18 protein-coding genes, 2 tRNA genes and 1 pseudogene are annotated in these 23,770 nt (G+C 65.6%); 8 read left to right on the top strand and 13 right to left on the bottom strand.

Features of this window, described 5'->3' with window-relative positions:
• Positions 1-87: 87 nt before the first annotated feature.
• The 4 genes and pseudogenes from LRS53_RS14825 to LRS53_RS14810 all read right to left on the bottom strand — a co-directional run bounded on the left by LRS53_RS14825 (position 88) and on the right by LRS53_RS14810 (position 2,509).
• A pseudogene (locus tag LRS53_RS14825) lies at positions 88-1,265 on the bottom strand (EAL domain-containing protein).
• A 102-nt stretch (positions 1,266-1,367) separates the two neighbouring features.
• Entirely contained in the window at positions 1,368-1,709 is a 342-nt protein-coding gene (locus tag LRS53_RS14820) for a hypothetical protein (RefSeq protein WP_017639720.1), read from the bottom strand.
• A complete protein-coding gene (locus LRS53_RS14815) occupies positions 1,706-2,098 on the bottom strand; it encodes a phage holin family protein (protein ID WP_017639721.1) in 393 nt (130 codons plus the stop codon). Before LRS53_RS14815 ends, LRS53_RS14820 begins: the two co-directional genes overlap by 4 nt.
• A 15-nt stretch (positions 2,099-2,113) precedes the next feature.
• The gene (locus LRS53_RS14810; RefSeq protein WP_017639722.1) at positions 2,114-2,509 is read right to left on the bottom strand and encodes a DUF883 family protein; all 396 of its coding nucleotides are present in this window, start codon (positions 2,507-2,509) and stop codon (positions 2,114-2,116) included.
• A 330-nt stretch (positions 2,510-2,839) separates the two neighbouring features.
• Here LRS53_RS14810 and LRS53_RS14805 point away from each other — a divergent pair, with 330 nt between their 5' ends.
• Positions 2,840-3,127, top strand: coding sequence for a DUF3509 domain-containing protein (locus LRS53_RS14805; RefSeq protein WP_007159080.1), 288 nt, complete (start codon positions 2,840-2,842; stop codon positions 3,125-3,127).
• A 126-nt stretch (positions 3,128-3,253) separates the two neighbouring features.
• Here the strand turns inward: LRS53_RS14805 and LRS53_RS14800 are convergent, their stop codons facing one another.
• The 4 genes from LRS53_RS14800 to LRS53_RS14785 form a co-directional block, all read right to left on the bottom strand.
• Complete coding sequence (locus tag LRS53_RS14800) at positions 3,254-3,679, bottom strand: hypothetical protein (RefSeq protein ID WP_231356419.1); 426 nt, start codon at positions 3,677-3,679, stop codon at positions 3,254-3,256.
• A 19-nt stretch (positions 3,680-3,698) separates the two neighbouring features.
• Positions 3,699-3,980 (bottom strand): DUF3509 domain-containing protein, encoded by a 282-nt coding sequence (locus LRS53_RS14795; protein WP_017639725.1) that lies wholly within the window; start codon positions 3,978-3,980, stop codon positions 3,699-3,701.
• Between the two features lie 97 nt (positions 3,981-4,077).
• Positions 4,078-4,956, bottom strand: coding sequence for a dTDP-4-dehydrorhamnose reductase (gene rfbD / locus LRS53_RS14790; RefSeq protein WP_231356418.1), 879 nt, complete (start codon positions 4,954-4,956; stop codon positions 4,078-4,080).
• A 567-nt stretch (positions 4,957-5,523) separates the two neighbouring features.
• Positions 5,524-8,994, bottom strand: coding sequence for a hybrid sensor histidine kinase/response regulator (locus LRS53_RS14785; RefSeq protein ID WP_231356417.1), 3,471 nt, complete (start codon positions 8,992-8,994; stop codon positions 5,524-5,526).
• A 158-nt stretch (positions 8,995-9,152) separates the two neighbouring features.
• On the opposite strand from LRS53_RS14785, the gene LRS53_RS14780 reads away from it, so the two are divergent.
• Positions 9,153-9,719 (top strand): GNAT family N-acetyltransferase, encoded by a 567-nt coding sequence (locus LRS53_RS14780; RefSeq protein WP_173146801.1) that lies wholly within the window; start codon positions 9,153-9,155, stop codon positions 9,717-9,719.
• A 174-nt stretch (positions 9,720-9,893) separates the two neighbouring features.
• Positions 9,894-12,404 carry a putative bifunctional diguanylate cyclase/phosphodiesterase gene (locus tag LRS53_RS14775; RefSeq protein ID WP_231356416.1) on the top strand — a complete coding sequence of 837 codons (2,511 nt, stop codon included), beginning with the start codon at positions 9,894-9,896 and terminating at the stop codon, positions 12,402-12,404.
• Here the strand turns inward: LRS53_RS14775 and LRS53_RS14770 are convergent.
• Both LRS53_RS14770 and rdgC read right to left on the bottom strand, forming a co-directional pair.
• On the bottom strand, positions 12,300-13,241 hold the full coding sequence (locus tag LRS53_RS14770; protein WP_231356415.1) for a bile acid:sodium symporter family protein: 942 nt from the start codon (positions 13,239-13,241) through the stop codon (positions 12,300-12,302). The genes LRS53_RS14775 and LRS53_RS14770 overlap by 105 nt on opposite strands.
• A 112-nt stretch (positions 13,242-13,353) precedes the next feature.
• On the bottom strand, positions 13,354-14,274 hold the full coding sequence (gene rdgC / locus LRS53_RS14765; RefSeq protein ID WP_007159072.1) for a recombination-associated protein RdgC: 921 nt from the start codon (positions 14,272-14,274) through the stop codon (positions 13,354-13,356).
• Positions 14,275-14,485: 211 nt separating this feature from the next.
• Here rdgC and LRS53_RS14760 point away from each other — a divergent pair.
• Both LRS53_RS14760 and LRS53_RS14755 read left to right on the top strand, forming a co-directional pair.
• A tRNA-Val gene (locus LRS53_RS14760) sits at positions 14,486-14,561 on the top strand.
• Positions 14,562-14,574: 13 nt separating this feature from the next.
• Positions 14,575-14,651 (top strand) — tRNA-Asp (locus LRS53_RS14755).
• A 415-nt stretch (positions 14,652-15,066) separates the two neighbouring features.
• Here LRS53_RS14755 and ydiJ read toward each other — a convergent pair.
• Positions 15,067-18,096, bottom strand: a complete 3,030-nt coding sequence (ydiJ, locus tag LRS53_RS14750) for a D-2-hydroxyglutarate dehydrogenase YdiJ (RefSeq protein ID WP_231356802.1) — start codon at positions 18,094-18,096, stop codon at positions 15,067-15,069.
• Positions 18,097-18,247: 151 nt separating this feature from the next.
• Between ydiJ and LRS53_RS14745 the strand changes: the two genes are divergently transcribed.
• Positions 18,248-19,153, top strand: a complete 906-nt coding sequence (locus tag LRS53_RS14745) for a LysR substrate-binding domain-containing protein (RefSeq protein WP_231356414.1) — start codon at positions 18,248-18,250, stop codon at positions 19,151-19,153.
• Positions 19,150-19,857 carry a GntR family transcriptional regulator gene (locus LRS53_RS14740; RefSeq protein ID WP_231356413.1) on the top strand — a complete coding sequence of 236 codons (708 nt, stop codon included), beginning with the start codon at positions 19,150-19,152 and terminating at the stop codon, positions 19,855-19,857. Before LRS53_RS14745 ends, LRS53_RS14740 begins: the two co-directional genes overlap by 4 nt.
• Before the next feature lie 62 nt (positions 19,858-19,919).
• Here LRS53_RS14740 and LRS53_RS14735 read toward each other — a convergent pair whose 3' ends face one another.
• Positions 19,920-20,873 carry a PDR/VanB family oxidoreductase gene (locus LRS53_RS14735; RefSeq protein ID WP_231356412.1) on the bottom strand — a complete coding sequence of 318 codons (954 nt, stop codon included), beginning with the start codon at positions 20,871-20,873 and terminating at the stop codon, positions 19,920-19,922.
• A gap of 9 nt (positions 20,874-20,882) precedes the next feature.
• Entirely contained in the window at positions 20,883-21,941 is a 1,059-nt protein-coding gene (locus LRS53_RS14730; RefSeq protein WP_231356411.1) for an aromatic ring-hydroxylating dioxygenase subunit alpha, read from the bottom strand.
• 388 nt (positions 21,942-22,329) lie between these two features.
• Here LRS53_RS14730 and LRS53_RS14725 point away from each other — a divergent pair, with 388 nt between their 5' ends.
• Positions 22,330-23,673, top strand: coding sequence for an MFS transporter (locus tag LRS53_RS14725; protein ID WP_231356410.1), 1,344 nt, complete (start codon positions 22,330-22,332; stop codon positions 23,671-23,673).
• Positions 23,674-23,770 lie beyond the last annotated feature (97 nt).

Raw genomic sequence — 23,770 nt, 5'->3', positions numbered from 1 at the left:
CTCGAGCTATCACCGATAAGGGGAGCGCCGACGGTTGCCGTTCGGCGCTTCTGCGTTCTGACCTCGGCAACATACGATCATCACCGCTTACTTGGCAAAGCTCGGCAATTGACTGGCATCCAGGTCGATCAGCAGCAGGCGCTGACCGCTTTCCAGGAACTGGCTGGCGGTCAGGCAATACTGGTTGGTGGTGGCATCGCGATAGACCGTCGAAAGCGCCAGGCGGCGCTCGTTCCAGCCTTCGGCCAGCAGGGCATAGAAGTAGGGTCGCCAGGACCAGTTGTGATTGAGGTAGCGGCGATTCTCGCGCCAGAACATGCCGTTCCACTCCAGATTCGGGGTGATCTGGGTACCGGTGCGGTCGCACTGGTAGATACGCAACAGCCCGGGAAAGGCCTGGGGATCGGGCAGCGCGCTCAGGGGACCGCCGTGTTCCGCCCAGGGTCTGAGCTGGGTGACGAATTCGGCTAACTGCTGGCGCAACTCCAGCAGCCGGGTCTGCTGGGCCAGCTTGCCGTCGACGAAGCGACTGCGCAGGCTGGCGAAGCGTTGCTGATGACTGTCGCTTGCGCCCAGTTCGGCGGTGGCCTCGGCGAAGAGGAAGCCCTGGACGTAGCGGGCGCCGCACTCCAGGGCGAAGTCGAGTTCGGTCTCGGTCTCCACGCCCTCGGCGATCAGCCAGCAACCGGTTTTCTCGGCCATCTGCGCCAGCGCCTTGACCGCCTCGCCCCGGGGGCCGCCCCGCGCGGCGGCCTGGAACAACCGCATGTCCAGCTTGAGGATATCCGGTTGCAGATCCAGCACCCGATCCAGTTGCGAATAGCCGGAACCGAAATCGTCGATGGCGATGCGGATGCCGCGTTCGCGATAGCGGGCGACGGCCTGGGTCAGGCTCGGCAGATCGCCGGCTGCCTCGGTGATCTCGTAGACGATGCGCGTCGGCGCGATGCCGGAGCGCTCCAGCTGCGCCAGACTGGGTAACTCGACGCCATCGTCCAGCTGGCTGATCCAGCGCGGCGAGAGGTTGAGGCTGAGAAACCAGTCATCCGGGGCGCTGGCGAAGCGCTGCAGGGCGTCTTCCCGCAGGGTGCGGTCCAGCTGCAGCAGATCCGGGGTCGGGGTATGGGGATCGGCAAACAACGGACCGACAGAGGTGTGGTGCCGTCGGCCTGCCGCAATCGGCCAAGTGCCTCGACGCCGGCAATGCGTCCAGTCGCCGTATCGATGAAGGGTTGGAAGAAGGCAGTGGGTTGACCTGGTAGCACGGTGGTTCCTTATCGTCTGACCGCAGTGGAATGCGTGGCGGGATAGCCAGCATGCGATAAGGATGCCACCCGTGAAAACGGCTCCCTGGGGAGCCGTTCGTCCTAGCGAGGCGGTGGCAGCGGCTGGTCCGCCTGTTCGCGGTGCCGATTCTGCAGGCGATTGACGATGGGATAGAGCGCCAGACCGATACGGGCCAAGCGACCCACGGCACCGAGGCGCTTGCCGAACAGCGACAGGAACACCGTGGCACCCAACATCAGGGGCTTCTTCGCTGAACTGGTCACCTTGTCCCGGTTGGGTCGTACCAGATCGCCGATGAGGCTGATGGGATTGTGCAGGGGCTGAGCGTTGTAGATCAGCTGCTGGCGATACATCTCCATGCGCAGCCTGACCAGTTCCTTGCGCTTGGCCTGGCTGGTGGCGGAGCTGAGCGGCTGGTTCATGGCAGTAGGCGCTCCCGGTTGCGATTGAGTTCTTCCAGGGTGGCGTGGAAAGGGGCGGCACCCTTGACCAGGCTCAGTGCCCGCAGGATGCAGATCACCAGCGCCACGGCATAGAAGGCGCACAGACCCAGGGTCGCGGTCATGCGGTAGGTATCCCAGAAGGCGATGATGATGGCCGCCGAAACACCCACCAGCACCAGCAGACCGAAGATCAGGCTCAGGCCGGTAAAGAGGAACAGCTGGAAGGTACGGACCTTCTCTTCCTGGACCTCGATGCCCAGCAATTCCAGGTGGCTCTGCAGCAGCCCTACCACCGCGCCGGCGAGACGCTTGACCGATGGCTTGGGCGCCTCGTCAGGCAGCTCCCGTGGAGGAGAGGAGGTGTCCATGGTGATCCCCCAGGCTTAGCGGCGCGAGGCCAGCAGACCGATCAGGAAGCCAACGCCGGCAGCGATGCCAAGGGCCTTGAAGGGATTGTCGACCACGTATTCCTCGGTGGTCTCCTTGGCGGCGACGCCCTGGCGGTAGAGGTCATCCTGCTTGGTCTTGAGCACGTCGCGGGAGCGCTCCAGGCTGGAGCTCAACTTGGCGCGCAGTTCGTCCGCCTGCTCACCGGCCATGCTGGCAGTGTGCTTGAGCAGTTGCTCGGCGTCTGCCAGCAGGGTGTGGAATTCATCGGTCAACGCCTGCTCGGCCTCGCCCAGATGACGACGGACCCGGTCAGTGTTCTGCTTGTGTGCCTGCTCATGGATGTCAGCAGCAAGCTCGTCTTTGATCACGGGAGGGGTTTTGTCGTTCATGGCGCGCTCCTGATAGGCGATGGGTATCCGTTTCAGCCCTTTCGAGTGAGGGCTCCGACCAAAGGTTCCGCGGGCCAGAGCCGTCGTCAAGGGCGCGCTAGGCGGCTACAGGTCCAAGCTCACAGCGGACGAATGGTCATACCTTACCCATTTCGCCCCTTTAAAAGTTCCCCGCTGATCGTCAATTAGAAGAGCTGGCTCACAAAACGGCGTACTAGCGCCATTGGTCGTCTTATTCAAGTAGAGCGCTAGAACTTTGCTGTTTCTATCACTGTCAGTTGCGTCGTATTTGATCATCCATGCACTTCTAGACAAATAACAGGGGGAAGAATGGAAAACGCCATTGATAGACTGACCGCCGCTTTCAGTACTTATAAATGCTCGGTTACGGCACCTCGCCCCGATGGCAGTATCGTGCTGACGGTGCAGGATCAGCAGTGTGACGACGCTCGCGTGAACCGAGTGGTCAGTGCCCGGCAACTGGGCGAGAGCCAGCTGCTGAAGACGGTGATTGACGAGGTTCGTAAGGATGTTTCGCTGCGGGCCGGCGCCCTGGCGCCACAGTCCATGGCGGTGCTGCGTGCCACCGGCGCCAATATGCTGAGATATTCCGAGTAAAGATTCTGCATCAGAACGCTTCAGCGCGAGACTTGCAGTACGAATGCCTGGGTGTTCGTTGGTCTCGAACGTTGAAGAGTTGAAGAGGGCAAACAAGCCCTGAGCGTTTTTCCCGCGACTTTTCCCTTAGCTCTTGCACTTCAACAGACGGCATCCCGCACAGGGAAGTTGAGTGGCAGGTAGCTCATACATAGGGCAGGCGACGTCCACTACACCCCAGGACGGAAAGCCCTGTCCAGCCTGCACGGCGGCCAGCCGCGCACTGGCGATCACACCATTGAGCAGATCCTCTTCTCGATACAGCGCCTGGCGCAAGGCCGGCGAGCGATAGAGGATGCGTCCGCATCTGTCCAACAGGGTGAAGGAAAATCGACCGGTACGGTCCGGCAGGGTCGGCCAGACCTTGAGCGGTGCCAGCTGTTCGTCGAGCCGCGCACAGGTCAGCTGGTACAGCGAGGTCTGGGCGGATTGCAGCGTCGGTACCGTCTCCACGCTATCCAGTAACGTCGTGGGATTCGCCGTCTGCACGGGACTGCTTATCAGGCCTTCCATGGTTTGCATAGATCCTTGCTCAGTTCGCGACGGTCAGACGGTTAACGGTACCGCTGCCGCCTGCCAGCAAGGCCGTAACGCCGTGACCTTCGTCGATGGCGATACCCAGCCGGATGCTGTCGATCAGCCGCGCGAGGCGATTGTGATCATGCAGCTGCTGTTTGCTGATCAACCGCTTGACCTTGACGCCACTGTCGTCCGACAGCGTCAGACTGACGCTGCCGTCGAGGCGCTCGATGCGGAAATTGACCCGGAAGTCATGCTCGAAGGCTGCGGCGATGAGTTGGAAGGGGTTGTCCATGACGTACCTGACTGGCGTGAGCGGGGTCAGTGCCATTGACTTCAAGGGACAGGGGTAGTTCTGGGAGAGATCCCAGAAGTATGACCGGCGGCCCGTTTCAGCCGCCCACCTGAAGCTCGCGCTCGTTCCAGCACTGCTCGAAAGCCGCTTGCCAGTCGGGTAGCGGCTGGCCCAGCACCGCGGCCAGCTTTTCGGTGGACAGGCGGGAATTGATCGGGCGATTGGCCGGGGTGGGATAGGAGCTGCTGGGGATGGGATTGAGGCGTGCCTTCAACTGACCGGTCTCGCCCAGGCGCTGGGCGATCTGCTCGGCGAAACCGAACCAGGAAGTGGTGCCGTTGGCGGTCAGGTGATAGGTGCCCCAGAGATCGCCCTTGTCGCTGTGGGCCAGCAGGCGGTCAGTGGCATCGGCGATGGTGCGCGTCCAGGTGGGCGCGCCGATCTGGTCGTCGACGATGTTCAATTCGTCGCGCTCGCTGAGCAGCCGTACCATGGTGCGCAGGAAGTTGTTGCCCTGCCAGGAATAGACCCAGCTGGTGCGCAGGATGAGGTGACGCTCGGCGTGTTCGCGCACGGCATTCTCGCCGGCCAGCTTGGTCCGCCCATAGACATTGAGCGGGCAGGTCGGATCCTCTTCCCGATAGCGGCCGTCGTGGCTGCCATCGAAGACATAGTCGGTGGAGTAGTGGACCATCGGAATGCCGAGTTGTTGGGCCGCCCGGGCGAAGACCTGGGGTACCCGCTCGTTGATCAGGGTAGCGGTCTGGGCATCGTTCTCGGCGGCGTCCACGGCGGTATAGGCAGCGGCATTGATGATGACGTCGGGCTTTGCGGCCAGGACGCGGTCATGAAGCGCGTCCAGCTGGGTGAAATCCACCTGGGCCCGGCCAACCACGGTGACCTGGGCCTTGGCGGCCAGCAGCACTTGCAGTGCCTGGGAAAGTTGTCCGTGTTGACCCGCGATGAAGACGTTCATGAGACTGAGCTATTCCAGAAGGGCTGACGCGTCCATGCCTGTTTGACCGGTTGGGCGTCGCCGTGACAACCCTGAGCTAAAAGGGGCAGTCTACCCGATGACCGGCAGAGGACAAGGCTAGCCTTTGGCCTGCCTGCCGCTCTGAGCGTTGGCTCTAGCCTGCGGGCTGCCCTCGGGCCTCGGGTATGGAGGGCCCTGAAAAAATTTGTTTCACGAATACTTGACAATTGTGCGACCGCTGACAGGTTTCCGTTGGTCATTTTTTCAGTGAGTTGTGCACAACCTGTGCTAGCGCTTGTCAAGCTCTCTCGACGCCAGGGTTTTCCCTGCCGAAAATCCTGCCTTTGAATTAAGTCGTTGATTACGTTGAACTTATCAAAGTGATTAAAAAATGATCAACTTGTTCAGGGCGCCCGCGGAGCAAGGCTCCGGGTTCTTTTCCACCATGTTTTCAACAAAGTTATCAACAGAAGCTGTGGATTGTTCCGTGGGATGAGGGCCGCATAACCTTAATCGACGCTGAACGAAAGACCTATCGAAGGCAGCGCTCAGGCAGTGCTGTCCAGGTCAACCGGACAGGGCCAGCTGACGACTCAACAGGGCACGCAGCGAGGCCGGCTTGACCGGTTTGGGCAGGAAATCCAGCCGCGCCTGGCGGACCTTGGCCAGGCATTCCGGGCGACCATCGGCGCTGATGACGATGCCCGGGATATCCTGCCCCAGCCTCTGGCGGATCCATACGGCGACATCCGGACCGGTATCGGCGTCGCTCAGGTGGTAGTCGACGATGAGCAGGCGCGGCACCACGCCTTGTTCCAGCAGGGCAGCGCATTCTTCGCGACTGCGCGCGGTCCAGACCTGGCAGCCCCAGCGACCCAGCAGGCTGCGCAGGCCCAGCAGGATGCTGTCCTCGTTGTCGATGCACAGTACCGGATCGCCCGCCAAGGGTTGGGCGGCTTCGCTGGCAGTGGCCGCCTGGATGGCGAGGGCGGGCGCCAGGGGCACCTTGACGCTGAAGACGCTGCCGTGGCCCGGCCAGGAGCGTACCGAGAGTTCGTGGCCGAGCACCCGGCAGAGGCGGTCGGCGATCGCCAGACCAAGGCCCAGGCCCTTTTCCGCTCGGGTCTGGTGGCTGTCCAGTCGCTTGAATTCCTCGAAGATCAATTCGAGCTTGTCCGCCGGGATGCCAGGGCCGCTGTCCCAGACCTCCAGGCTCACGCTCTGGCCCTGACGACGCACCCCGAGCAATACCCGGCCATGGGCGTATCTCAGGGCGTTGGTGAGGAAATTCTGCAGTACCCGACGCAGCAGCTTGCTGTCGCTGTTGACCACCAGCTGACTGCCGCGGATGCGCAGGCTGGTGCCCTGATCCTGCGCCAGGGCCTTGAATTCGACGCCCAGGGCGTCGAACAGAGTGGCCAGGGGGAAGGGCGCCGGCGTGGCCTGGATGCGCCCGTTCTCCAGGCGCGAGATGTCAAGCAGGTCGGCGATCAGGTCTTCGCTGGATCTCAGGGCACTGTCCATGTTGCGCACCAGCTCCTGGGCCTCCTGGGCCAGGCCGTCCTGGTGGGCGAGGGCGGCGGTGAACAGGCGGGCGGCGCTCAGCGGCTGCATGAGGTCGTGGCTGACCGCGGTGAGAAAGCGACTCTTGGACTGGTTGGCCGCTTCCGCGTGGGCCTTGGCTTCCTCCAGTGCCTGGTTGAGCTGGGAGAGTTCGCGGGTGCGTTCTTCGACGCGCTGTTCCAGGCCTTCGTTGGCTTCGCGCAGGGCGCGCTCGGCCTCGCGGAAGGCGGTGATGTCGGTAAAGCTCATCACGAAGCCGCGCCCGGGCATGGGGCTGCCGATCAGCTCGATCACCCGGCCATTGGGAAAGGTGCGCTCCGAGGTGTGGGGGATGCCCTGGCGCATCCGTTCCACCCGGCGGGCCACGTGCTCGTCGGCATCGCCCGGTCCGCAGAGGCCGCGCAGGGCGTTGTAGCGGATGATCTCGGCGATGGGCCGGCCGACCTGGATCATGCCGTCGGGATAGTCGAACAGTTCCAGATAGCGCTGATTCCAGGCCACCAGACGTAGCGACTGGTCGACCACGCTGATGCCCTGGGAGATGTTCTCGATGGCGCCCTGCAGCAGCGCCCGGTTGAATTCGAGCACCTCCGAGGCTTCGTCGGCGATGCGCACCACGTCGTCGACCTGCATGTCGCGGCCTTCGATGGCGGCCTTGACCACCGCGCGCGCGGAGGAGGCGCCGATCACCCCGGCCAGCAGCCGCTCGGTCTGGGCGATCCATTCGCTGTTGGCGTTCATTCCGGGGTGATAGGTCAGGCCGCTCTGCTCGGCGAAGCGGCTGAAGCTCAGGCGGGCGCGCTCGTCGCCGACGAACCGGGCGGCGAGCAGTCGCAGGTCCTCCAGCTTGACCGCCAGCAGGGCGCGATTGCGCGGCCGGGGCAGGGCGTACTGGGCGATGAAGCGCCCGGCCTGCCAGTATTCCGAGACCCGAGTGCGCGAGAGCAGCGACACCAGGGCGAACAGCAGGAAGTTGCCGGCCAGGGAGGCAAGGGCGCCGACGGTGGTCGGTTGCAAGGTCCGTTCCCCCGCGGGCTGCTCGAACCAGGCGAGGCCCGGAAAGCTCTCCAGGGGCCATTGCAGGCTGGTGGCCACCACCGGCAGCACCATCAGATAACCCCAGAGCAGTGCTCCGGCGGTGAGCCCGGCAAAGACGCCGCGGCGATTGGCGGCCTTCCAGAACAGCGCTCCGACCATGGCCGGCCCGAGCTGGGCGATGGCGGCAAAGGCGATCTGGCCAATGGTGGCGAGACTGGCATTGGAGCCCAGCAGGCGATAGCTGCAATAGGCCAGGACCAGGATGACCACGATGCTGGCGCGGCGCACCGTGAGCATCCAGTGGCTGAACACCGCGTGCGGACTCTCGACCTGGCCGCGGCGCTTGAGCAGCCAGGGCAGGACGATGTCATTGGAGATCATGGTGGAGAGGGCGACGCAGGCGACGATCACCATGCCGGTGGCGGCCGAGGCGCCACCCAGAAACGCCAGCAAGGCCAGCCAGGGCCGCTCCTGGGCCAGCGGCAGGCTGATGACGAAGGAGTCGGGCAACACGCCGCTGGGCAGATGCAACTGGCCGGCCAGGGCGATGGGGATGACGAACAGGGCGGCCAGCGCCAGGTAGAGCGGAAACACCCAGCGCGCCAGGTTGACGTCCCGGGTATCGGTGTTTTCCACCACCGTGACATGGAACTGGCGCGGCAGGCACATCACGGCGATGAAGGCCACGCCGGTCTGGATCAGCAGGCCCGGCCAGTCCAGCGTCTCGCGCCAGTATTCCTGCAGCTGCGGCGCCTGCTGGGAGCGGGCGAGCAGATCGCTTAAGCCATCGTGCAGGTCGTAGGTGACCCAGAGGCCGACGGCGAGAAAGGCGGCGAGCTTGACCAGGGATTCGAAGGCGATCGCCAGCATCATGCCGCGATGGTGCTCGGTGACATCCAGGTTGCGGGTGCCGAAGAGAATGGCGAACACCGCCAGCACCAGGGAAACGAACAGCGCCGTGTCCTGGGCGCGGGTGCTCAGGGATTCGGCGTTGATGCCGGTCAGCAGGTTGACGCCGATGACGATGCCCTTGAGTTGCAGCGCCAGGTAGGGCAGGACGCCGACCAGGCAAATGAGCGCGACGACGATGGCCAGGGTCTGGGACTTGCCATAGCGGGAGGCGATGAAGTCGGCGATGGAGGTGATGTTTTCCTTCTTGCTGATCAGCACCATCTTCTTGACCAGTTGCGGCGCCAGCAGCAGGAAGAGAATGGGGCCCAGGTAGATGGGCAGGAACGACCAGAGCTGGTCAGCGGCCTGGCCGACCGCGCCGAAGAAGGTCCAGCTGGTGCAGTAGACGGCCAGCGACAGGCTGTAGACCCAGGCCCGCAGGCGCGGCTTGAGCGGTGGGCGGCGATCGCCATAGAAGGCGATGGCGAACAGCAGGGCCAGGTAGCCGAGGGTAACGGTGATGATCAGCCCGCTGGGCAGGGACATGGCGACTCCAGACATTCCAGGCGCCCATCGCGCCCGGACAAAGTGTCGCACCTTGGGGTGCCAGACGTCAGTTCTGGCTCGCGATGGGATGACGGTGGGTTGAGCCAGACGGCCGGCCCTGTTAGGTTGGCGGGCTGATTCAAGCTAGAGAGACCGTCATGTTCCAAGCGCAGCCCATTTCCCTGCAACGTGGTGCGCTGCGCCTGGACCCCCTGGCGGAGGGCGACGTGCTGGAGCTGGTCAGCCTGGCCGAGCGCAATCGCGAGGCGCTGCACTACCTGAGCGGCCCCCTGCGGCCGGATTGGTATCGTCAGGCGCTGGCCGAGGCGCGCGAGGGGCGCGCCTTGCCCTTCGCCGTGCGGATCGCCGACCGGCTGGTGGGCACTACCCGCTTCGCCGACTTCCTGCCGGCACTGCCCGCCGCCGAGATCGGCTGGACCTGGCTCGACAGCGAGCAGCATGGCAGCGGGCTCAACGGCAACATCAAGTACCTGATGCTGCGCCATGCCTTCGAGCACTGGCAGCTGGTGCGGGTGCAGCTCAAGACCGCGGCGACCAACCTCAGATCCCAGGCTGCCATCGAGAAGCTGGGCGCGGTCCGTGAAGGCCTGCTGCGTCATCATCGGCGGCTGGCCGACGGTCGTCTGGACGACACCGTGATGTACAGCATCACCGACCGCGAATGGCCCGAGGTGAAGGCGCGTCTGGAGGCGTCCTTCAATTAGGCACAGGGCCTGGGCTACCGTTCGTCGGCAGTGCCAAGACCGCGAGGGTCTATGTCGCTTGTTTGGCGTCAGTAATCCAGCGCGAAGTCCTTCCAGACCAACAGTTTTCCGCGAAACGGCCGACATGCCTGCTCAATGGCAAGAATTCGCCCGTCTCCTTTTGCGGATCGCTGTATGTCTTCACTGTCGCCTTCCTCTGCGCTGCGCACGCTACGGGTCGTCTGGCCCTTCGTCATCATCCTGTCCTGCCAGGCGCTGGTCGCCATCGTCAGCCTGCAGCTGCTGTCGACAGTGCGCGCCTATGTCTCGGCGGAAAGCCTGTGGAGCAAGAGCCTCGGTAACGCCATGCTGTCGCTTGGCGCCTACCTGGATGAAGGACGGCCCGAGTTCTACCACGCCTACCTCGCGTCCATCAGCGTCAACGATCTCGACCGGGCGGCGCGGCAGGAGCTCGATGGTGACGGCAGTCCTGCCGAAGCGGCGCGGTTGCTGCGTCTGGCCGGCAACAGCCCGGACGACATCGACGGCCTCATCGCGCTCTTCCAGATGGCTCGCCATGTGGAGCCCTTCGAGGGCGTGATCGCCCGCTGGCAGATCACCGATCCCTACATGGACGAATTCCAGGCCTTGGCGCGCACCGGCTTCGAATTGATCAAGCTGCAGGGACCGGGGCCGGCGCTGATTCCGCTGAAACGTGAGCTGCTGGATCTGCACGACCGGATGATGCCGGAAACGGTGGCCTTCTCGGAGCGCCTGGGGAACGCGTCGCGCCAGTTGGTGGCGGCCCTGTTCATCACCAACGTCCTGATCGGCGCCTTGCTGGTGCTCCTGACCATCTGGCGTATGCACAGCCTGGTGCAGCAGCGCTGGCGTTCCGAGCAGGCCCTGCAGGCCGAAAAGGAACATATCCAGGTCATCCTGGCGTCCCTTGGCGATGCCGTGCTGGCGCTGAATGCCCAGGGTCGGCTGCTCTATCACAACCCGGCCGCGGAGCGCCTGCTTGCGCGGCCGGGGCTGGCGGCGGGTACGCCTGTCACCCATCTGTTCGACATCCAGACCGAGGACCAGCCGGTGTCGACCCAGCCACTGGCCGAACGCTTGCACAGCCAGGACTGGCTGGCGGGCAACGAGCCCCTGGCGCATCAGCTGGTGCGTATCGACGGCACACGGGTGCCCGTGGCGCTGACGGTGACCACCCTGCCGCGGGGCGAATCCGGCACCGGGGTGGTGCTGGTGATGCACGACCAGACCCGCGAGCGCGCCTTTCTGCATGACCTGGCCTGGCAGGCCAGTCACGACGCCCTGACCGGGCTGCTCAATCGCCGCGAATTCGAGACCCGACTGGAGCGCCTGCTGGCACGCGAGGACCTGGCCTGTGCCTCGCTGCTGTTCATCGATCTGGATCAGTTCAAGATCGTCAACGACACCTCCGGGCATTTCCATGGCGATCGCCTGCTGCGTCAGCTCTGCGGCTTGCTGGGGCAGCAGCTGGGCGAGGAAGACTGCCTGGCGCGCCTGGGCGGTGATGAATTCGGCGTCTTGCTGGAGAACCGTGCGCCGGCTGAAGCCGAGGCCGTGGCGGAGCGTCTGCGCTGCTGCGTGGGCGCGCTGCAGTTCGAGGCGGCCGGGCAGGGCTTTCGCGTAGGCCTGAGCATCGGCGTGGTGCATCTGGGTGGTCAGACTCTCGCACCGGAGGAAGCCCTGCGGCTGGCGGACCTGGCCTGTTACGCGGCGAAGGACAAGGGCCGCAATCGCATCCAGGTCTTTGCGCCGGGTGATGTGGAGCTGGACCAGCGCCATGGCGAGATGGCCTGGGTGCAGCGATTGCACCGGGCGCTGGCCGAGGACAGGTTTCGGCTGTATGTCCAGCCTATCCTGGGACTGGGCCAGGAGACCGGCGCGGATCGCCACGTGGAGGTGCTGATGCGACTGGAAGAGGGCGAGCGGCTGATCGCGCCGGGCGCCTTTATCCCGGCCGCGGAGCGCTATGGCCTGATGCCGGACCTGGATCGCTGGGTGATCGCCGCGGCGCTGGCCCGTTTCGCCGAGTTGCCCAGCGGACTGCTCGATACCCTGGCCATCAACCTGTCCGGGCACTCCCTGGGCGAAGCGGGATTGGCGGATTTCGTCAGGGAGCAGCTGCAGCGCTGGCAGATCGCGCCGACGCGGATCTGCTTCGAGATCACCGAGACCAGCGCCGTGGCCAACCTGGATGCGGCACGCCAATTCATGGACGAGTTACGCGGCCTGGGGGTGCGATTCTCCCTGGACGACTTCGGTGCCGGGATGTCGTCCTTCACCTATCTCAAGCATCTGCCGGTGGACTACCTGAAGATCGATGGCAGCTTCGTTCGTCATCTGCTGGAGGATGCGGTGGACAGCGCCATGGTCGAGGCGATCAATCGGCTGGGGCATCTCACTGGCAAGAAGACCATCGCCGAGTTCGCCGAGAACGCCGCGGTGATCGCGGCCCTCGGCGCCCTGGGCGTCGACTATGCCCAGGGCTATGGCATCGCCCGGCCGCAGCCTTTCACCGAGGACACCTGCCAGGCGCTGCTCCGGCAGGTGTGGCACCAGTCCTCAGGGGCGGGCGTCGTCGTCCTTGAAGCGGCGGAAAAGGGTAGCCAGGAGCGCCCCGGAGATGTTGTGCCAGACGCTGAACAGGGCGCTGGGTACCGCGGCTAGCGGCGAAAAGTGCGCCGTGGCCAGGGCGGCGCCGAGCCCGGAATTCTGCATGCCCACCTCCAGTGCCAGGGATTTGCGCTGGGCCACCGGCAGCTTGCAGAACTTGCCGGTGAGATAACCGAGCAGGAAGCCGAAGCCGTTGTGCAGGATCACCACCGCCATGATCAGCAGGCCGGATTCGGCGATGCGCGCCTGGCTGGCGGCCACCACCGCGGCGACGATCACCACGATGCTCACCACCGAGGCCAGCGGTAGCACCTCGACCAGGGCACCGACGCGATGGCCGAGCAGGCGCTGGGCGACAAGGCCCAGGGCGATGGGTAGCAGCACCACCTGCAGGATCGACCAGAACAGGCCGCCAAAGGAGATCGGCAGCCAGGTGGAGGCCAGCAGCCAGATCAGCGCCGGGGTCAGCAGGGGCGCGAGCAGGGTGGTCACTGCGGCGATGGCGACCGACAGCGCCAGGTCGCCCTTGGCCAGCCAGGTCATGACGTTGGACGCCGTGCCGCTGGGGCAGCAGCCGACCAGGATGACGCCCACGGCGATCTCCGGCGGCAGGTGGAACAGTTGGCAGAGCGCCCAGGCCACCCCTGGCATGATGACGAAGTGGGCCACCACGCCCAGCAGCACCCGCCAGGGGTGACGACCAACGGCGGCGAAGTCCTCGACCTTGAGGGTCAGGCCCATGCCGAACATGATCACCCCCAGCAGCGGCACGATGGCGACGCTCAGGGGCTTGAACACGGCGGGAGCGAAAAACGCCAGCAGGGCGGCGAGCAGCACCCAGAAGGCGAAGGTATTGCCGACGAAGCGGCTGAGGGCGGCGAGCGCGCGCATGGGTTGAACTCCTGTCGAAAAGGCAGAAAAAAGGCCGGTCTCTGCCGGCCTTGGAGGCTGTCCACGTGATCGGATGAGCCTTGTGACTCAAGCGATCACGCGCAGGTCGTGATTACAGACCCTGGGGCAACTCTTCGCCACCCAGGGCCTCGATCAACTGTGGCAGGAATTCCGCCAGGGTCATCATCATCAGCACGAAGCTGGCGTCCTGCTGGCCGAGGGCGTCTTCCCCGCCATCCTGTTCGGCCTGATCCTGCAGGAGGTCCTCGAACTTCAGGCGCTTGATGGTGACCTTGTCGTCCAGCAGCAGGGCGAGCTTGTCCTGCCAGGCCAGCGCCAGCTTGGTGACCAGCTTGCCGGCGCCCAGGTGGTTCTGGATCTCTTCGCTGGTGAGGTCCTGCCCCTTGCAGCGCACCACGCCGCCGTCTTCGCCGGCATCGCGCAATTCGCATTCGTCGAGGATGTAGAGGCCATGGGTGGCGTCACCGGCCTTGACCCAGTCGGTAAAGGTGGCCATCGGCGCCTGCTTGACGCCCAGTGGCCGTACCGGCAGCGAGCCCAGGGCATCGCGCAGGGTGGAGAGCAGGTCCTCGGCGCGCTTGGCGCTGGAGGCGTCCACCAGGATCCAGCCCTGCTTGGGATCGATGGCGGCATAGGTGGTCTGGCGACGGATGAAGGCGCGTGGCAGGAAGGCCTGGACGATCTCGTCCTTGATCTGCTCCTTCTCCTTCTTGTAGACCTTGCGCATCTGCTGGTTTTCGATCTCGTCGACCTTTTCCTGCACGGCTTCCTTGACCACGCTGCTGGGCAGGATGCGTTCTTCCTTGCGCGCGGCGATCAGGAAGAAGCCCTGGCTTTCGTGCACCAGCGGCAGGTCCGGGCCCTTGCCGAAGGGGGCGACGAAGCCATAGGTGGACAATTCCTGGCTGGCGCAGGGGCGTGCCGGCTTGGCGGCGAGGGCGGCTTCGAGGGCTTCGGTCTCGAAGGCGACTTCCTGGGTGAGACGGTAGACGAGCAGATTACGGAACCACATGGTGTCACTCCCAAAAACGAAGCGCGCATTATCCGCGTCGCTCGCCCCGGAGGCCAACCCCGGATCGCGGTGGTCGTCGGGAATGCGCGCTTTCTCCAGTTGCCTGGAAGGGCAGCGCTAAGCCTTTGGAAGTGCTGGGAAATTTTTTTTCAAAAAGGGGTTGCCAGGTCGTAAGCCCCTCCGTAGAATGCGCCCCACTTCGAGAGCAAACGGGTGATTAGCTCAGCTGGGAGAGCATCTGCCTTACAAGCAGAGGGTCGGCGGTTCGATCCCGTCATCACCCACCACTCGAGGTAATGCGCAGCGGTAGTTCAGTCGGTTAGAATACCGGCCTGTCACGCCGGGGGTCGCGGGTTCGAGTCCCGTCCGCTGCGCCATTTAAAGGTTGTCTGGTCCTGAACGCCAGCAGCCATCGAAAAGCGGCCCTAGTGGCCGCTTTTTCGTTTGGGCGCGATTTTTTCTGGTCGTGTCCTCTAGTGTCTTCCTTCCTTTCCTAGCGCTCCGGTCGAGCGATCTGCCAGCAGGCGGGTCGAGCGTGTGTGTAGATGCGTGTAAAACGCCGCGCGGTTTTCCACGCTACGGCTGTTGTTGGGCTTCGACGATGAAGCTGTCTCAGCCCAACCTACGGCAGGAGTGCGTCCTTGTAGGTTGGGTTGAGCGCAGCGAAGCCCAACACTGCCCAGGGTCGGGCGCCGGCTGTTGGGCTTCGACGATGGAGCTGTCTCAGCCCAACCTACGGCAGGAGTGCGTCCTTGTAGGTTGGGTTGAGCGCAGCGAAGCCCAACAAGGCGATCAGCCCCTTACCGCCTCCAACACCGCTTCCAACGGATGACGCAGGCGGCGGTCGTCGAGGCGCTTGACCTGGCTGCGGCAGGAGTAGCCGGTGGCCAGGGCTTCGCCCTGTTCCGCCGGTACCCCCAGGGCGCGGGCCCAGGACTGGTCGTAGATCACCTTGGAGGTCGCGAGATTCCGCGCCTCGTGGCCGTAGGTGCCGGACATGCCGCAGCAGCCGGTGCTTTCCGGCTTGAGGCCCAGACCCAGGCGTTCGAACACCTGCTGCCACTGGCTGACGCTCGCCGGGGCGTTGGTCTTTTCGGTGCAGTGGCCGAGCAGGCGATAGACCTTGTCGCCGACCACCTGCTTCTCTTCCGGCAGCACCTGCAGCAGCCATTCCTGGGGCAGCAGCACCTCGGGCATCCGGGCGATGCCGGGGACCTTGGGGTATTCCTGGCGATAGACCAGGGTCATGGCTGGATCCAGGCCCACCAGCTTGACGCCGAAGCCGGCCAGGCTGGCGAGTCCTGCCGCGTTGCGTCGCGCCGTGCGCTCGAAGGCGCCGAGGAAGCCCTGCACCTGCAGCGGCTTGCCGTTGGCGCGATAGGGCGCCAGGAAGACGCGCTGGCCAAGGCGCGCTGCCAGTTCGAGAAAGGCCGCGGTGAGCGGGGTCTCGAAGTAGCGGGTGAAGGCGTCCTGCACCAGCACGATGGTCTTGGCGCGTTCTTCATCGCTCAGGGCCAGCAGCCGCTCGGGGGTGGCGATCTGTACCTGCCACTGCTGCATGACCGGCACCAGGTCGAAACGGCTGAGCAGGGGGCTGTCGACCATGCCGATGCGCTCGGCGAACAGCCGCTGGATGGGTGTGGCGCCCATGACGGCGTTGTAGAGACCGGGGGCGCGGGCGAACGCCGGCAGGCTGAATTCCAGGGAGCCGATCAGGTAGTCGCGCAGAGGGCGCAGGTAGCGACGGTGATAGAGCTCGAGAAAGCGCGAACGGAATTCCGGCACATTGACCTTGATCGGGCACTGGCCCGCGCAGGACTTACAGGCCAGGCAGCCGGCCATGGCGTCGTAGACCTCGTGGGAGAAATCCGCCTCAGCCTGGCGGCCATTGCGCCAGCGCTGGGGCAGGGCCTTGAGCCAGTTCAGGGCGCCACGCGGGGCCGGAGCCAGGACATCGATGCCGGCCTGGCCCTGCAGGCGTAGCCATTCGCGGATCAGGGAGGCACGGCCTTTCGGCGAGTGAATGCGCTGGCGGGTAGCCTTCCAGGACGGGCACATGGCGTCATCGGGATCGTAGTTGTAGCAGGCGCCGTTGCCATTGCAGTGCATGGCGGTGCCGTAGCTCTGCCAGACGCGCTCGTCGAGGGTACGGTCCAGTTCGCCCCTGAGGGTCACGCCATCGACCTTGAGCAGTTCGGCGCCGCTGGCGAGGGGCGTGGCGATCTTGCCCGGATTGAGCTGGTTGTGCGGATCGAAGGCGCCCTTGAGCGCCTGCAGCGCGGGATAGAGATCGCCAAAGAACGCTGGCGCATATTCCGAGCGCACGCCCTTGCCGTGTTCGCCCCAGAGCAGTCCGCCGTATTTCTGCGTCAGTGCGGCCACCTGGTCGGAGATCGGCCGCACCAGCGCCGCCTGGCGCGGGTCCTTGAGATCCAGCGCCGGGCGCACGTGCAGCACCCCGGCGTCGACGTGGCCGAACATGCCGTATTGCAGGTTGTGGCCGTCGAGCAGGGCGCGGAATTCGGCGATGAAGTCGGCCAAGCGCTCCGGCGGCACCGCGGTGTCTTCGACGAAGGGCTGCGGACGGATCTCGCCCTGGACATTGCCCAGGAGCCCCACGGCGCGCTTGCGCATGGTGTAGACGCGGGTCACGGCATTGCGGCCGATGGCCAGGGTGTGGCCCAGGCGCTCGACAGTGACGTCCTGGCGCAGGTGCTCCAGAAAGCCCTGGACGCGGGCGTCCACTACCTCGGGATCGTCGCCGCTGAATTCCACCAGGTTGATGCCCAGGGTGGGGCGCTCCACGTCCTCGGGAAAGTATTCCGCCACGCTGTGCCAGACGATGTCCTGCATGGCCAGCAAGAGCACCTTGGAATCCACCGTCTCGATGGACAGCGGCTTCAATTCGATCAAGGCGCGGGCATCGCGCAGGGCGTCCATGAAACTGGCGTAGCGGACGTTGACCAGCACCGAGTACTTGGGAATCGGCAGGACGTTGAGCTTGGCCTCGGCGATGAAGGCCAGGGAGCCCTCGGCGCCGCACAGCACGCTGTTGAGGTTGAAGCGGCCGTCCGGCTCGACCAGATGCGCCAGGTCATAACCGGTCAGGCAGCGGTTGAGCTTGGGAAAGCGCGCCTCGATCAGCTCGGCCTGGTTCTCGGCGATGTCCCGCGCGCAGCGGTAAACCGCGCCGGTACGGTCCTGGCGGGCGCAGAGGGCGTCCAGCTCGGCGCTGTCCACCGGGCGACTTTCCACACGTTCGCCGCCGATCAGGTAGGCGTCCAGTTCCAGTACGTGGTTGCGGGTCTTGCCGTAGGTCACGCTGCCCTGGCCACTGGCGTCGGTGTTGATCATGCCGCCGATGGTGGCGCGGTTGGAGGTGGACAACTCCGGGGCGAAGAACAGCCCGTGGGCCCTGAGCGCGGCGTTGAGCTGGTCCTTGACCACCCCGGCCTGTACCCGTACCCAGCCCTCTGCGGCGTTGATCTCCAGGATCCGGTTCAGGTGGCGGGAAAGGTCGACCACGATACCGTCGGTGAGCGACTGGCCATTGGTGCCGGTGCCGCCGCCGCGCGGGGTGAGGACCACGCCCTGGAAGCGCGGCTCGCCCATCAGTTGGGCCAGGCGCTGGACGTCGGCGCTGTCCTTGGGAAAGACCGCGGCCTGCGGCAGGCGCTGGTAGATAGAGTTGTCGGTGGCCATGACCGTACGGCTGGCATGGTCCGGTGCGATCTCACCCTGAAAGCCGCTGGCGGCGAGGGCGCTGAGGAAGTCGGTGTAGGCGGCGGCGAGGGGCGCCGGGGCCGGCAGGCGGGCGATCATGTTCATCAGGCGAGCTCTCTGGCGGCGGATGGCCGTTTCCTTCAGCGAACGAAGGAATGGCATCGACCTTTTCTGGCTATAGTAGGCATTCTCACCACAGCGCGCCGGGGCCACAACCGAAGATTCCGCCGCCTATGCCGGAAGATCCTGAATGAATCACCGTCGCCTGACGCCCTCCATGTCGCTGCTGCTGGCCTTCGAGGCGGCGGCGCGCCATGAGAGCTACACCCGGGCGGCCGAAGAGCTGTCGCTGACCCAGAGCGCCGTGGGCCGCCAGGTGCAGGCGCTGGAGCAGTTGCTGGGGCTGACGCTGTTCCGCCGCGAGGGCCGCCAGATCGTCCTAACCGATGTGGGCCGGGCCTATAGCCGTGAACTGGGCCTGGCCTTGGGACAGATCCGCAGCGCCACCCTGCAGGCCATGGCCTTCGCCTCCGGGCAGGGCACCCTGCGCCTCGCGGTACTGCCGACCTTTGGTTCCAAGTGGCTGTTGCCGCGCCTGGGCGATTTCTATGCCGCTCACCCCGGCATGCTGGTGCACCTGCACTCGCGCATCCAGGCGGTGGACTTCGCCGCCAGCGAGATCGATGCCGCCATCAGCGTCGGCAGCGGTGACTGGCCAGGGCTTTGTGCCCATCCGCTGCAGGCCGAGCAGCTTGTGGTGATTGCCAGCCCAACGACGCTGGCCGCGTTACCGGAGGCGACGCCGGCGACCCTGGCTGGCCAGCTGCTGCTGGGCGTGGCCAACAATCCCCAGGCCTGGGGCGAATGGTTCCGCCACCATGAGCTGCCGCATCGGGCCATGCGCCCGGGGCCGAGTTTCGAGCTGACTTCGCACCTGATCCAGGCGGTGCGCGCCAGCATTGGCATCGGCCTGGTGCCGCGGGTGCTGGTGGAGGACGAACTGGCCCAGGGCGAGCTGCTGGCCTGCGGGCCGGCGCTGGTCAGCCGGCGCAGCTATTACCTGGTCTATCCGCCGCGCAACGAAGGGCTGCCGTCGCTGCAGGCCTTTCGCCAGTGGCTGCTGGCCGAGATCAACGAAGGAGAGGGACAGCCATGAGCAAGCCGGGACAGCGGGTACTGGCCGCGCTGCGGCAGATGATTCTTTCCGGCGAGCTCACGGCGGGCGAGCGGCTGGCGGAGATCCCCACCGCCGAACGCTTCGCCGTGTCGCGCATGCCGGTGCGCCTGGCCCTGCGCACCCTGGCCCAGGAGGGCTTGCTGGAGAGCAGTGGTGCCCGGGGCTATCAGGTGAGGGCACTGACGGGCGCGGATCTGGAAGGCGCGGTGGAGGTGCGCGGTGTGCTGGAGGGCCTGGCCGCGCGCCAGGCGGCCGAGCACGGCCTGGATGCGGCCACGCGCGCCACGCTGGAAGACTGCCTGCGCCGTGGCGATCGATTGTTCGCCAAGGGGCATGTGCGGCTGGAGGACCTGGAGGAGTATCACGATCTCAATCGGGCGTTCCACCAGGTCATCGTCGCGGCCAGCGGCAATCCGGCCATTGCCGTGGCCCTGGGCCGCCACGAGCACCTGCCCTTCGCCTCGGTGAGCGCCCTGGCGGTGGATGCCGAGGATCTCGAACGCGAGTATCGCCGCTTCAATTTCGCCCACCTGCAGCACCATGCGGTGTTCGACGCCCTGGTGCGCGGCCAGGGCGCCCGCGCCGAGGGGATCATGCGCGAGCATGCCCAGGCGACCCTGGGCTATGCGCGGTGGTTCGGTGGGGAAGAGGGCGAGGCGGGGGCGATGAAGGTGCTGGTGTAGGGCGGGCCCTCACCCCGGCCCTCTCCCAAGGGGAGAGGGGGAGGTAGGGCGGGCTCGGGTCATCAGAGGTCCAGTACCAGGCGCTCGCCCTTGGCGCGGGAGCAGCAGGGGGTGAAGCGGTCGTTGGCGGCGTGCTCGGCTTCGGAAAGAAAGAGGTCGCGGTGCTCGGGTTCGCCGGCCAGCACCGGGGTCAGGCAGGTGCCGCAGAGCCCCTGGCCGCAAGAGACCGGCAGGACGATCCCGAGGTCGGCAAGCACCTCGACCACGCTGCGCTCGGCCGGTACCTGCACGCGGCGACCGCTGCGCGCCAGTTCCACCTCGAAAGGGCGTTGCTCGCCCTGGGCCGTGGGATCGGCGGCGAAGTATTCGCGATGGATCTGGCCGGGTTGCCAACCCTGGGCCTGGGCGGCGTCCACCACGGCGGCCATAAAGCCGGCCGGGCCGCAGACATAGAGGTGGTCGTCCGGCGCCGCCGGGCCGAGCAGGTGCTGGAAGTTGGGTCTCAGCGCCGGATCGTGCTGGTCGAAGTGGACCCTGACCTGGTCGGCATAGGGCCGCGCCTTGAGCCAGGGGATGAAGGCGGCGTGGTCGCGATCCCGCACCAGGTAGCGCAGGCTGAAACGTGCACCCTGCTGATAGAGCTGCTCGGCCATGGCCAGGATCGGGGTAATACCGATTCCGCCGGCCAGCAGCTGGGTGCGGCGGGCACTCGGTACCAGCGCGAAGAGGTTGCGTGGCTCGCTTACCTGCAGGCGATCACCTACCTGCAGCCGATGCATGGCTTGGGAGCCGCCGCGGGAGTCGGCGACGAGCAGCACGGCGATGCGATAGCGGGTCGGGGCGGGTTCGGGCGTGGCGCACAGCGAATAGTGGCGCACCAGGCCGTCGCCCAGGGTGATCTCCAGGTGGGCGCCGGCGGCGAAGCCGGGCAGCGGGCCGCCGTCGGCCCGGGCCAGGTCGAAGGCCAGGATGGTGGGGGCCTCGCGTTGCACGGCGGTGACGATCAGATCGAGCATGACTGTCTCCTAGGCGATCTGCCGGACCGGGATGCCGGTGGCGGCCTGTTCGGCGGCCAGCAGGCGGTCGATGATCTGCCGCGACTGCACCCCGCCGGCATCGATGTTGAGCTTGAGCAGCCCGCGCTCGGGATAGCGCAAGAGGTTCTGCTGCTGGCGTTCGAGCATCTCCAGGTCTTCGCCGAAGATCTTGCCCTGGCCCTCGCGGATGCTGGCGGTGAGCTCGGCGTCCTCCGCCTTGAAGTTGCGTGCCATGCCCCAGAAGTACCAGATGGAGGTCTCGGTCTCGGGAGTGATGAAGTCCACCACCACGCTGGCGGCCTTGACCGCCGCCGGCGCGTCGTAGCCACCATGGCCGGCATGGGCCACGCCCACCTCGATCATCACGTGGCTGGGCGGAGTGAAGCGGCAGATCTGCCAGCGATCCACTGGGACGTCATCGGCCAGGCCATTGCCACGTAGCGCCATGCGCCAGAAGGGTGGGGCGGAGATGTTTTCCATGTGCCGGCTGGTGATGACCTCGTCGCCTTCGACGCGGGTGGTCGGCGGCGCCTCGTCGATCTCCTTCTGGCCGATGCTGGAGGCATGGACGTAGGTCTCGTGGGTGAGATCCATGAGGTTGTCGATCATCAGCCGGTAGTCGCACTGGATATGGTAGAGACCGCCGCCATAGGCCCAATCGGGGCTTTCGGCCCATTCCAGATAGGGAATCAGGGCCGGATCGGCCTTGGCCTGGTCACCTGGCCAGACCCAGATGAAGCCGTGCCGCTCCACGGCGGCATAGGGGCGTACCGCGGGAAAGACGCCGACCCGCTGGCCTGGCATGCCCAGGGTCTTGCCGCCGCAGCCCATCTCCAGGCCGTGATAGCCGCAGACCAGGGTGCCGTCGCGGACGAAGCCCAGGGACAGCGGCGCGCCACGGTGCGGGCAGAAGTCTTCCAGCGCCACCACCTGGCCGTTGGCATCGCGATAGAAGACCAGGGGTTCGCCGCAGATCTGGCGCCCCAAGGGTTTGTCTTGGACTTCGTCGGGGGTGCAGGCGACGTACCAGGCATTCTTCGGGTACATGATCGGGACCTCTTGTTGTTGTCTATTGGATCCAATAATCGATTGAGGCCATTCAGGGTGTCAATGCGGCTAGTCGGTAGCCAAGAGCGATTGCTGCTCGATAATCGCCCAGTAAATACCCGTCGCTTAGAGCTAATTCGGTACCGAATGGCATTGATTGAATGGGTTTTCCAGTGTTGAAGCGGCTGGTGACATCGCCACGGGTGGGACTCGGATAGGCCGAGGCATCTTGTGAATTGGATCCATATTTGCCAGCTTAAGCAGGCTGAGATTCCAACAACAAGAACCCAAGGATGCTCGCCATGTCAGTACCCGTCGCCGTCTTTCCGTCCACGCCCGGGCGCGGCACCTGTCGCCGTCGTCACCTGCTCAGTGCGCGAGGTGGGCTATGACCGACCTGCGTGAGATCATCGACCAGGGACCCATGCGTGGTTTCCAGTACCTGGCGGTGCTGGTCTGCATCCTGCTCAACATGATCGACGGCTTCGATGTGCTGGTGATGGCCTTCACCGCGGCCTCGGTATCCCGCGAGTGGGGGCTCTCCGGCGCCCAGGTGGGGCTGCTGCTCAGCGCCGGTCTGGTGGGCATGGCGGCCGGTTCGCTGCTGCTGGCGCCACTGGCCGATCGCTGGGGCCGCCGCCGGCTGATCCTGGTCTGCCTGCTGCTCTCGGGGCTCGGCATGCTGCTCTCGGCGTTGGCCGGATCACCCCTGCAACTGGAGCTGCTGCGTGGCCTGACCGGATTGGGCGTGGGCGGGGTGCTGGCCAGCAGCAACGTGATCGCCAGCGAATACTCGGCGCGTCGCTGGCGAGGTCTGGCAGTCAGCCTGCAGGGCATGGGCTATGCGCTGGGGGCGACCCTGGGTGGACTGCTGGCGGTCTGGCTGCTGTCGCACTGGGGCTGGCGCGCGGTCTTCTGTGCCGGCGGTCTCCTCACCCTGGGGGCCATCCCGCTGGTGCTCATCGGTCTGCCCGAGTCCCTGGATTTCCTGCTCACGCGCCAGCCAGCCGGCGCCCTGGTGCGGGTCAATCGCCTGGCCAGGAGACTCGGCCAGCCCGAACTCGCCGTGCTGCCGCCGCGGCTGGAAAACTCCACAGCGGGCGGTACTGTCGGCCGGCTGCTGGCGCCTGCCTTGCGGCGCACGACCCTGCTGGTGTGGACGCTGTTCTTTCTGGCCATGTTCGGCTTCTACTTCATCATGAGCTGGACGCCCAAGCTGCTCACCACCCTGGGACTGTCCGAGCAGCAGGGGGTGGCCGGTGGCGTTCTGCTGAGCGTGGGCGGCATCTTTGGCGCCGCCCTGGTGGGGCTGCTGTTTGCCCGCCTGCCACTGTCCCGGGCGCTGGGCGGCTTCATGCTGACCACCGCGCTGCTGCTGGTAGTCTTCGCCCACCTGGGCAGTTCCTACCTGGGTGCCCTGGCCATGGGGCTGCTGATCGGACTGTTCGCCAATGGTTGCGTCGCCGGCCTCTATGCGCTGCCGGCGCTGGCCTATGCCGCCGAGGTGCGGGCCACCGGGGTGGGCTGGGGCATCGGCATCGGTCGCCTGGGCGCCATCCTCTCGCCAGTGGTGGCCGGGTTGCTGCTCGACCAGGGTTGGCCACCGCTGCGGCTGTATCTGGTCTTTGCCGGGGTGTTCGTCGCGGCGGGGATGCTGCTCCTGCTGACCCGGCCCGAGCAGCGGCATACCGCCACGGAGCTAAGTCGGCGGCAGGGCGAGGCGCTGGGCTAGCCGCTTTTGGCAAGGTCATCGTTTTGCCAAAAATAGTTAATTGACTTAACTAATTCCCTGGCGTAGCTTCGGCTCCATACCCACCCAACAACAAGAG

This window comes from Pseudomonas sp. PLB05 (genome assembly GCF_021106615.1).
In the GTDB taxonomy this organism is placed as follows: domain Bacteria; phylum Pseudomonadota; class Gammaproteobacteria; order Pseudomonadales; family Pseudomonadaceae; genus Chryseomonas; species Chryseomonas benzopyrenica.
Note: the sequence above shows the minus strand (reverse complement) of the source record. Positions and strands in the feature narration are given on the sequence as shown.